This window comes from Legionella quinlivanii (assembly GCF_900461555.1).
Classification (GTDB): domain Bacteria; phylum Pseudomonadota; class Gammaproteobacteria; order Legionellales; family Legionellaceae; genus Legionella_C; species Legionella_C quinlivanii.
Genome location: NZ_UGOX01000001.1, coordinates 2138746 through 2149858, shown reverse-complemented (window position 1 = coordinate 2149858; position 11113 = coordinate 2138746). Strand labels below are relative to the sequence as shown.

Here is an 11113-nt window from a genome sequence, read left to right as displayed (position 1 = left end):
CTAATAAATATAGCTCTAAAATTTTAAACTGCCCATTAGCAATTAGGAACGGCAGGAGCGCTCATTATATTAAGGAAATATTAAGACAAGATTAAGAGGAGCAGCTTACGCAAATCTTTTTTGACCAATCCGGGGGAAAATCGGCGTAGCGGGCATTATCCTGTTGTTCTTCATAGGGAAGTTTTAGAAGATTAAACAAGCGATCTATTTCTGAAAAATTTTTATGAGTGTAGGCTTCATCAATCGCTTGTTGTGCCAGATAATTTCGCAAAATATATTTGGGATTTTTCTGCATCATTTTTTCTTTTCGCTCATTTTCAAAGGTTGTTTCCATCGACAATCTTTGTTCATATTGCTCTAACCAGCCGCTCACTTTTCTGATAGAGGAAAATAGCGGCTTGTTTTCTGATCGGTCGCCAAGCCAGCGAAAAAAAATGGTGTAGTCGATTGATTGTTCATGAAGGATGGAGAGCAACTGATTAACCAGAAAATTGTCATGTTCATCTTCCTGAAAAAGCCCTAGCTTGGCACGCATTTCAGTCAGATACATCCTTTGGAAATGAGTCTCAAAAAGGGAAAGAGACTCTTGCAATAAATGGACTGGAATTAATGGGGTTAGCGCTTGAGCCAATGCCTGCAAATTCCAGTAGGCGATAGCAGGTTGTTTATTATAGGCATAACGTCCCAATTCATCAGAACTATTGCAAATATGATTAAAATCAAAGTCATCCAGAAAGCCGAAAGGGCCGTAGTCAATGGTTAATCCAATAATCGACATGTTATCTGTGTTCATTACCCCATGACAAAAACCAACCGCTTGCCACAGGGCCATTAATTCTGCGGTTTTTAATACGGCCTGGCGGAATAACTTCTCATAACCGGATTGATCTTTCGAGTCTTCTGGATAATGTCTTGCTAATACATAATCGGCTAACTGTTTAAGCGCATCCAGTTGATTGGTATAGTAAAAATACTCAAAATGACCAAAGCGAATGAGTGATTCTGATACGCGGGTGAGAATGGCCCCAGGTTCTTCAGTATAGCGATATACCGGCTCGTTGGTCGCGGTGATACAGAGTGCGCGGCTAGTGGGAATCCCCAGAGCATGCATTGCTTCTGAACAAAGATATTCCCGGATGGTGGATTGCAATACCGCTCGACCATCGCCCATTCGTGAGTAGGGCGTTTTACCAGAGCCTTTTAGCTGAAGATCCCAGCGTCGGCGTTGCTTATCCAGTATTTCACCCAAAATGTGCGCGCGTCCATCACCGAGCTGAGATACATAATAACCGAACTGATGGCCAGAGTAGACGCTGGCGATTGACTCGCTCCCAGAAAGCAGTTTATTGCCGGAAAAATAATGAGGGATCTTTTCGACTGCAAGAGTATCCAGCCTCAGCTGATTCGCCAGGGAATTATTAAAATGTACAAGTTCAGGTCGCGCTACCGGTGTTGGTTGCAATCGGCTGTAGAATAAGGGGGGCAGTCTGGCAAAGCTGTTGTCGAAGCGAATAGGCATTAATTTACAATCAGATTCTTATCGTGAAAATTATAGATTTAAAGGCTGAGGAAATAAAGGGAATTTTCGGAGAGAGAGGGATTCGAACCCTCGATACGTTGCCGTATACACACTTTCCAGGCGTGCGCCTTCAACCACTCGGCCACCTCTCCAAGCGCGCAAGAATAGCGGTTTCCTAATAAAAGATCAAGCCTCAAAGAAATTGAGATAATTTCTGATTGCACATCTCTTGCTTAACTGATTAAGGCTTTTTCTTTGTCCCTTTTTTCGTTTTAGCTCCCTTTGGTTTCACTGTATTAGTACTTATCGGGTTTGTGGTTTTTCCCTCGACAAAGTCTGGATTTGTATAATCGGGAAGATTGTTAACAGATAGCCCTCCTGATATATTTTTCAGGTTTTCGTCTGAAATTTTTCTATCTTTTTTATTGGAAATCGTAGATTTACTTGCCATATTCAATTAACTCCAGCGCCGGACAATACTTTGAATATAGTATTTGTTTAAAAATATATCAAATGACTGGGCGCCAGACAGGTCACTGCATACATTTACTTTGTTCCCAATCCATAACTTGTTTTTAGGTCTAAACTTAGATCATTGGATGATAAAGGGAAATTTCATATGATTCGATTATTTTCAGTTCTGGCCGGCCTGCTGATTTATGGCTATTCTTTTGCCTTTACCTGTTTTGCCACCGTGGTTAAAGACAATTGCTGGACGAATTATGATGTAACCGTAGCCATTATGGACGCAACCAGTCATCAGCAGATATTGGCTGTAACCGTTCCTAAAGGACAACAATGGATAAGGCAGGAATTTACCTGTCAACCTGGACAAGCATTTATGTATCAGGCTACATTTACTCCGACTATTTGGGAAGGGGATGAAGGGAAAGTGTATAAAGCATTACGGTTTTGGTTCCTTCCAGCGGCTCCAGCACCTGATCAAACCGCATGGGATGTATCGATTTGCTATTCAAAAGATTTTGCTGAAGTGCCGCTTCCACCCCAGGCTACAGGGGCTTGTACTTGTAATATGAAAGCACCACCCCCAATAGCTCCCATGAAACAACAACCGGCGTCTTAAAATAAGAAAAAGAATATGGCAGGAACCAGTTTATTAACCTTGCTTGATGATATCGCCACAGCACTTGACGATATCGCTTTAATGACTAAAACCGCGACTAAAAAAACGGCGGGCGTATTGGGAGATGATCTTGCTCTGAATGCAGAGCAAGTCATTGGTCTTCATGCGCACCGGGAGCTGCCTGTAGTATGGGCTGTCGCGAAAGGGTCGATAATTAATAAATTGATATTAATCCCTTTAGCGCTTCTCATTAGCTTTGTGATGCCGCCATTGGTGCTCATTCTATTAATGCTGGGTGGATTGTATTTGAGTTTCGAGGGCTTTGAAAAAATCCTGGAAAAATTCCATAAACATGAAAAGCCAAAGCCAGTTAACGAAATACTGGATATTGATAAAGAGCAGTTTGAAAAAGATAAAATACGAAGTGCTGTGCGTACAGACTTTGTACTGTCCGCTGAAATTATTGTAATCACATTAGGTGCTGTGGCTCATTCCTCGTTAATTAATCAGGTGATGGTATTAAGCTTGATTTCAATGATTATGACTGTCGGAGTGTATGGTTTAGTCGCCTTGATAGTAAAGCTCGATGATTTGGGTTTTCTTTTAAGAGAAAAAAGAAAGCCAGCAAAGCAAATTGGTCTTTTCCTGATTGGTTCTGCTCCCATGCTAATGAAGTTTTTAGCAATTGCAGGCACCATTGCCATGTTTTTAGTAGGAGGAAGCATCATTAATCATGGAATACCGGCTCTCCATTTTTATACCCGCAATTTATCATTTCCGCTCTCCTTGGCTGTTGATTTTTTAATCGGGGTTATCAGCGGGGGAATAGTTGCCGCTCTATATACTCTCTTCAAAAAATTGAGGTTAAAGTAGTTATTTTTTTCTCTTCGATTTTAATCTTATCAGGTTTATCATAGCGTGTTTTAAGCGGGAGCCTCTATTGAACTCGATTGGTTGGACAGAAAGACAGAGTCTTTTTCGACTCATTCCTTTGATTATCAGCATTTCATTCGCCATGGATGTTTTCGTGCCGGCGATTCCTTCCATGAGCCGCTTTTTTCATACTGATAATACAATCATGCAGGCAAGCCTGTATGTGTTCATGTTTACCGTGGCTTTGGGGCAATTGATAACCGGGCCTCTGGCGGACAAGGTGGGGCGAAGAAATATAGCCCTTGGCAGTGCAGTGCTATTTTGTATCGGCTCTTTTCTTTCGACCTGGACCAGTTCTGTTCATGGGTTAATCTTCACCCGAATCATTCAGGCTGCCGGTGCCTGTGGCACCTATCTGGTATGTTTTATTATTGTCAGAGATAATTTTTCAACACAGGCTTGCGCCCGATTATTCAGTGTCTTATCGGGAACTAATTCAATTATTGCCAGCAGCGCACCGGTTATTGGCGGCGTATTACTTGACCTGACCCATAATTGGCACAGTGGTTTTTATTTTTTGACCCTTCTCGGATTGCTGATGACGGTCATTGCTTATCGTGGCATTCCAGATTATCAATTTCCAAAACCAAAGATATCGGCAGCCAATGGCTGGGAGGCAATGAGGCCGATGATAAAAAATGCTGATTTTCGGCGATACACGCTGGTCGCCTCTTCCTGTTTACTAGGATTGTACTTGTTTTGCGCTTTATCCCCGGGGATATTAATTACGCAACTTCATTTAAACGGCACAGAATATGGCCTTTGGTTTGGTTTAAACGCCATGACCATGTTTTTTACCAATATGCTTGCAGTGCGATTCACTTATTCTTACCCTCTGGAAGTTATTGTTCGTTGCGGCCTTATTATCATGATTGCCTCCTGTTTAATGATGACCGCGCTCAATTTTGATCAATGCAGTGTGTTACGATTTATGCTGCCTATGATTTGTCTAACGATAGGCATTGGAATGAGTATGGGATCAGCCACGGCACTCGCGTTAAAGGATTTTGAAACACAAGCTGGCACAGCAACTGCCCTGTTAGGCGCCTGCCAGTTTGGCCTCTCTGGGGTTATGGGGGTTATCACAGCCCAGGTAACTCCGGGACCCTGGAGTTTAACGATTCCTGTCTTTTGCTTCAGCACCTTGGGGCTTATTCAATTATCGAGATTTGGAATGCTGGCTAATGCAAATGACTAGTTTTTCTTGTTTTAAGGGTTCGAGCTAAGGATTATAAAGTACACTCAATTTAAAAATTTTAATGTTTCTGATAAAATATTGCCCATTACGTCTATAGCTAACCAATCATTGTGTTCCAATATTTTCAACATTTAATTAGCAGGGCCAATCGATTTCCCTTATCAGAAATAAAGTTCAAACGCCTGACTTCACTGGTGTTACCTTTAGCTACCCAGTTTAAAAGCCAGGCATTGCCTCAAGCCAATTGGTCATTGACAAGGGTATCCAATCAGAATGGGGTGCAACAGCGGCACCTGGTATTGCCGCGTTTTAACCGTGTAAATGAGCGTTGCTATTTGCACGACGATGGTTTGAGTGCAAGCGGAGTTGAGGTAGAGAAGCTTGAAGTTCTTTATCAATGTAAAAATTTAAATCCTGAGTTGGCTGTGGACAGATTATTAATTGGGCTTCACCCTAATCAGGTAGTATCGTTAATGGCACTGCCAAGACCGGGCAACAGTATGAAACTTTGCAAGGCGCTTTCAGGGAATGAATCATTCGTTTCTATTAAAGATTTGCATAATCCAGACCTGGTAAATCAGCATTCCTACCAATTCGCGCCTCGTGCAGGGGCTGATCCAAGAGCGCGGGCCTCTTTGCAGGTTCGTTGTGATAATGAAGCGGATATCAGGCGTTTGCAATGTTTTATGGCGGGTATACAAACCCTGGGTGGTTTTAGTCAGCCAATAACAGCACTTTGGGAAGACATTCGAAAACAGATGGGATCACAAACTTCCTGGGTTGTGCAAGAGAATATTCCGCTGGTTGCTGAGCGGATGTTATTTAACGGTTATCCCAATGGAATAGCCGATTTACAGCGGCAAACAGCCATTTCAAGCTTCCATCCCGATGATGTGCTGAATTATCCGAACACAATTCCGGCAATTCATCTGGCAGTCCTGGCTCAGGATGAGGAAAAAGTGGTGCAGTTATTGAAAAATGATCCGATGCTGGTCTATCAGCGCTGCCCCGAAGGCCGCTTGCCGATTGAACTTGCCGAGTTCTGTCTTAACTCTTCTATAGCGGCCCAAATTTTCAATAGCTGGCAAGCACTCCCAAAATCGAGACAATGGGCTTCACAACGGTTTATTGAGGCCGCGAATAATATGGTTTCCGATGAGCAAAACAACATTCTGGTGTTTGATGAGGAATTCAAACAAAGCAAAGTTCGTCAATATTTCGAGAAAATCCTGCCTTGTTTTGCAGATCCTCTGACTATTTATCAGAGCAATCTATCAGAAGATAGAAGTAAACTGAATGAAGGGTTCGAGCGGGAAACAGCCGATTGGATAGCTATGGAATCGGCTTGTCTGTCAGGGAATTTAGAATTGGCAAAAGCTATTTTTGCGCAAAGATTGCCTCTTGGCCTGACATTATTTAAGGGGATTCTGGTAGGCTATTTTCCGATGATCGAAACTGCCTTAAAGGATAGTTTGTCAGTTACCGACTATGAGATGCAAACCAAGCTTCCAGAACGACTAAGGCATTTATTGCGCATGCAAAATGAAATGGTAAAAGTCCTTAGCGATAATGGCAAACGATATGAACAATGCCGGCGTATTTTTGATAGCGAACTGGAATTATGGACAAATATTCGCGATGCGGTTCGGCAAAGGGATTCCCTGCGCCTTAAAGTTATTAGCCGAAATCATTTTAATGAGAGATCAGGGAGAAGTTTTAAAGCACGCATATTATTTGGAGATAGCGATTGGGATAAAATTGAAGATTATTTAAAGGATGAGGCGCTGCTTTTTGAGCATTTCGATATTTATCTAGCTCTGTATCAAAAGCAAACATCAAAAGCCCTTGCGCTGATCCGTGCCCAATTGCAGGCTATTCGCTCACAGATTGAGCGTATTTCAACTACGAAACCCCAGAAGTCGGAACGCGGATTGCTTCATCATCAGGCAATACTGGGTGTCATTCAGAATTTTGACTCATTTGTTGAAGAAAAGCGTGCATTTGATCAATATAAATTGATAATTAAAGAAATTTTGGGCCGTCAGGCGACTCACCATAAAGAGTACTTGTTATCCGCGCAGCGGCAAATGACCCCGCTTCCTGAACGACTGATTTTTTATATAAATAGTCTGGTAATTGATACGAGCTCTCTGGAAGATCTTGAAGCAGATGTGCAAAAATACTTAAGTCTTGATTCGACAAAAGACAGGGATTTGCTTCAGGCGGCCTGGGTGCCCATTGCGAAACGAAAGAGACTGGATCTTGATGCATTGGCAGAGGCGACAGCAAACTATAAAAGGGTATGTAAAGCCACTGATGAGAACATCTTTCAGTTATTCAGTGCCTGTCTGGTCTGGCAGACAGGTTCACAAGTTTATCTGCAAAATTTGAATGTAGAACGGTCAATTCAGTTTCCTCCGTCTATCCTGGCAAGCAGCGTAAGAAACATCAACGGATACAATCCAGGTCGGCCACTACGTCATTGCTCTGCAAGAGATGATTTTCGCCTTGACTCCATTATAAAAAGCAATTTACTAAGTTATGAAGCTCAGGACTCCTGGGGGTATACGCCGTTATTACTGGCTGTTGCCGCTAACCAGCTTGAAACGGTTAAATCATTTCTTGAAAGAGGAATTGGGGGAGATATCGTAGTTCCATTAAAGAGAACTGATTGTTTATATTATAGTTTACTGGATAATTCCCCCTCACGTGAAATGACTGCTTTATTACTCCACTATTATCTAAAACCGGAATTTATCTTTTCCTGGAAGGAAGGGATGGAGGATAAGTTGCCGATATTACTCATGTACCATCATCATTTAAGCCATGATGCGTTCGGTCAGAGTCTGCTTGATTATATTGCCGCAGGTTATCACTATGATTTGGCATTGCTTGATGTGATATTGGAACATCGGGATAGTTTTGTGCAGGAAGGTCCCTATGATCCCGAAATGCCTGTGGAAGTACAAAAGCGCTTGGAAAAGCATAATGAGGTAATTACTTTTAAAATACAGAGGCTTGCTCAGCGTCAAACGAGCCTGCAAACCTATAGTTTTTTTCAAAAGCGCTTTGCTTCACTGGGTTTTAAAGTGAAAGATGGGGAGGCTCCCGCCAAATCATTTTATTCCTTATTAAAAACAAGCGCTGAATTAAATGCAGAAGAACAGGATGCACTGGCGGGAGTGTTTGCACGTCAGTTTGAGTTACCCGGAGATCTTCAGTCTTTCCAGAAATTGCTGGCATTTTTTAAAGAAAAAGTATTAAGTCAGCCTGCTTATATATTTGACGTATTCTACGATAGCCATCATCTCCCGGTTGCCTTTTGCTGCTTTAAAATAAAGTATGTTGATAATCCTGTTTATGGTCGTTTTAACGTGATATATGCATCTATTGCTGCCTGTGAAACACAGGCAGCCCGATATAATCTTCTGACTTCATCTTTCAAGATGGTATTAGCTGCAAAAAAAATCAGTGATGCTCAAAATCTTCCCTTAAAGTTCTACGGGCGTTTTGGCCGTCCTGGAATTGCTTATCTGCTCATTCCGAAAGAAGCACAGGTTTCTACGAAATATCATCAAACCCGGGGCCTAGTGCGATTCATAGCCGGTTTGTTTGATAATGCCATTGAGATGGATGGATCCTCTTTACCCCCAGTACAATCTAAAGCCGTTCCAGCCGGCAGAAACGCCAGACTTGAGGAATACAATTATTTACTTGATGAGTGTCTTCATGCTCGGTCCGATGCGTCCTTGCCTTTGATTTTCGATATAGACGACATGGTTTATCATAGCTGGTTCAAGAGACTATCCCAAACTTGTGCGGTGACCGAGGCCTATATCGAGGAACTCGCCAGAGATGAGAGACTTGGGCCTCAGCCCGTAGTGAACACACAAACTGAAATCGCTTTTTCAGGCAGAGGTTGTTAAAATGCAGGAGTCACACTCGATGAGGACAGTATGAACCTCAAAAAAATCTATCGTGAACATCCCTGTTTTAGCCACGCTCAAGCATTCAAAGAGCTTTGTGAGCCGCTTAAAACTATGGAAATTACTCATTTTTCTCATGTCAGGGTGAGCAGAGATGGGCGGTTTTCTTTTATATCGCAAAATCCTGATTTTGTATCCCATTATCTTGAAAATACCTACTTCGATTTTGATGTACATCGAATCGTTCCGTCGCGGGATGAGCAATATTTTATCCGGGATTTGCAATGCCTGACTGGGCGTACCAGAGCACTGCAAGACGCATTTAACGAACACGGTTTTGGACATTCTTTTACAATACTTCGCTCGGGAAATGGGGTAGTGGATGCCTATAATTTTGCTACCCGCTTGGGAAATAACGTTATTAATGGCCAGTATCTCGAAAATCTTGATTTTTTGAAGCAGTTTCTGCTTTATTTTCACGATAAAATCGACACGCATTCTGATTTAAAAAAAGCTTATGGACTATCGCTGTCCTTGGAAAAACAAAATGCAGGGTTTCAGGAAGACAGGCCTGTTTGCAAAGATGCTTTAATCTTGCCTTTCCTGGAACGAGTACCTGTTCCAGGAACAGGTGCTTATCTAACCTTTCGTGAATATGAATGTATGTGCTGGCTCGCCAGAGGAAAAACGCAGCAGGAAATTGCTGATATTTTAATGCTCAGTTTACGTACTGTGAAAGCGCATGTCGGACAGGTTCGGAAAAAGATGGGCTGTGAAAATCAGTTTCAGTTAGGGCTTCTGTTATCCAGACTGGAATCATTAATCACAATAACCCTAGATAACGCCAGTATGGGATAGATGCGTAGATAACCGCAATTTTGGCGATGGCCAATAAGGCATTGGTAGTCAATACGGGTTTTAGTTGAAAATTTTGCTGCTGATTGAGCAGTTTTTTAAAACAAAGAAAATAGCTGGATTGATAAGGAAATATCCAGGACTCAGTCGCCATCAGAATCACAAAGGCAATGATCCATTGATTGACGCTTCCACTTGCCAGAACAGGGGCTAGCAAGGTAAACGCAATTCCCGGGGCAATCATAGTGCCAAAAATGATACACAGCAGCCAGCTCAGTGCGAAGAGTAAGAATATGAAAATAAATAGGTTCTGAGAGACGGGGCTTAACCAGTTATGCACTTGGGCAATCCACAAGGGAAGCGTCATTCCACTGATAAATTTCATAATTCCAATCATGGTCGCCAGGTAGCATATAAATTTCCAATTAATATGATTGCTGAAGTCTTTCACTTTTAAAAGACCAAACGAAAGTGGTATGGATGCGGTTAGCAGAGCAATGAACAGTGGATGAACTGGCAGTATTTTTCGTAAAGCCAGGCTTGCGATTAGCACCCCAACAGAAAGCAGGGAGGCATACTCTTTTGCTGATATTGGGCCAAGTTTGTAACAGGTTTTCAATAGACTGAAACGTTGAATCTCGGGAACCTCTGGTGACTTATAGGCGATGGAGTGGATTAGAAAAAAGGCGGCGATTAGTAATATCCCCGGAAAGGCCGCAAACGATAGCCAGACTAGCCAGGCGTTCGAAAGGCTGCTCGTGGACATTGCGCTAAATAGAAGATAATTGCTTGATTTACCTGTTAAAAAAATCGTAGACAATAAAACACAGCCGCTAAAAGCTGCGTTGGCCATCGCATTTGCTGCCTTGCCTTGGGGTTTATAACCGCTAATGGAGACAATATTATCCAGAACCGGCGCCATGATCGCCACTCTCGTGCTTTGTACTGAAAGAATTGGAGTCATCAACAGTCCAATAAAAAATAATAGCTTTTCGAGACAGGCTGGCTTGTGAGCAAATTTTAGTAATAACAGAACAATCATTCTTTGAAAAATTTGTGATTTTTGAATAACACAGGCAACGATAAAAAAAGATAAAACAATATACACATTTTCACTGGTAAAGCCCGACATAATAAGGAGCTGGGATTTATCGGGAATAAGCAAACTGGAAGCGAAGGTGATTGCTGAAAGCGTGTATTCCGAAATTAAGCCTATGCCGGTCAGGAAAAGAGCAACAATAGAAATTGTGAGAAAAAGCTGTTCTTCCATGCCGGAATAAGCAGGTAAAATTTGAATCGATTTGAATGAAACTAAGGAATTAAGAAGGCTTGCAGCAAGACCCAGCGCGAGAAGAGTTTTTACTAATAATCCGTTTGGCAAGTGTTGTAATTTTGAAACAAAAGGCCGCATATCAAATTCCCGCTAAAACTTATTCTTCTTATTAATCTCCCTGATGGTGATTTCATCCTGTGCCTTTGAGTTTAGTTAATAAAAATAAAGACGGATATTGTACTAAAGTGCAATCTAACCATTACGCCGGATCGTGATAAATTAACCGTGGCGAGCAAGAACGTTTGATTTTATAAGACAAAGCTTA

The 11113-nt window shown here is 42.0% G+C and carries 8 protein-coding genes and 1 tRNA gene; 5 read left to right on the top strand and 4 right to left on the bottom strand.

Annotated elements, in window-relative coordinates:
- Positions 1-91: 91 nt before the first annotated feature.
- The 3 genes from DYH61_RS09215 to DYH61_RS09205 form a co-directional block, all read right to left on the bottom strand.
- Positions 92-1519, bottom strand: a complete 1428-nt coding sequence (locus tag DYH61_RS09215) for a protein adenylyltransferase SelO (RefSeq protein ID WP_058508089.1) — start codon at positions 1517-1519, stop codon at positions 92-94.
- Between the two features lie 67 nt (positions 1520-1586).
- Positions 1587-1671, bottom strand: a tRNA-Ser gene (locus DYH61_RS09210).
- Between the two features lie 89 nt (positions 1672-1760).
- Positions 1761-1970 (bottom strand): hypothetical protein, encoded by a 210-nt coding sequence (locus tag DYH61_RS09205; RefSeq protein ID WP_058508090.1) that lies wholly within the window; start codon positions 1968-1970, stop codon positions 1761-1763.
- 168 nt (positions 1971-2138) lie between these two features.
- On the opposite strand from DYH61_RS09205, the gene DYH61_RS09200 reads away from it, so the two are divergent.
- The 5 genes from DYH61_RS09200 to DYH61_RS09180 all read left to right on the top strand — a co-directional run bounded on the left by DYH61_RS09200 (position 2139) and on the right by DYH61_RS09180 (position 9518).
- On the top strand, positions 2139-2603 hold the full coding sequence (locus tag DYH61_RS09200; protein ID WP_058508091.1) for a hypothetical protein: 465 nt from the start codon (positions 2139-2141) through the stop codon (positions 2601-2603).
- A 15-nt stretch (positions 2604-2618) separates the two neighbouring features.
- Positions 2619-3476 carry a DUF808 domain-containing protein gene (locus tag DYH61_RS09195; RefSeq protein WP_058508092.1) on the top strand — a complete coding sequence of 286 codons (858 nt, stop codon included), beginning with the start codon at positions 2619-2621 and terminating at the stop codon, positions 3474-3476.
- A 67-nt stretch (positions 3477-3543) separates the two neighbouring features.
- A complete protein-coding gene (locus tag DYH61_RS09190; RefSeq protein ID WP_058508093.1) occupies positions 3544-4734 on the top strand; it encodes a multidrug effflux MFS transporter in 1191 nt (396 codons plus the stop codon).
- Positions 4735-4844: 110 nt separating this feature from the next.
- Complete coding sequence (locus DYH61_RS09185; protein WP_058508094.1) at positions 4845-8660, top strand: hypothetical protein; 3816 nt, start codon at positions 4845-4847, stop codon at positions 8658-8660.
- A gap of 30 nt (positions 8661-8690) precedes the next feature.
- Complete coding sequence (locus tag DYH61_RS09180) at positions 8691-9518, top strand: helix-turn-helix transcriptional regulator (RefSeq protein WP_058508095.1); 828 nt, start codon at positions 8691-8693, stop codon at positions 9516-9518.
- Here DYH61_RS09180 and DYH61_RS09175 read toward each other — a convergent pair.
- Positions 9484-10926, bottom strand: a complete 1443-nt coding sequence (locus DYH61_RS09175) for an SLC13 family permease (protein WP_058508096.1) — start codon at positions 10924-10926, stop codon at positions 9484-9486. The genes DYH61_RS09180 and DYH61_RS09175 overlap by 35 nt on opposite strands.
- Positions 10927-11113 lie beyond the last annotated feature (187 nt).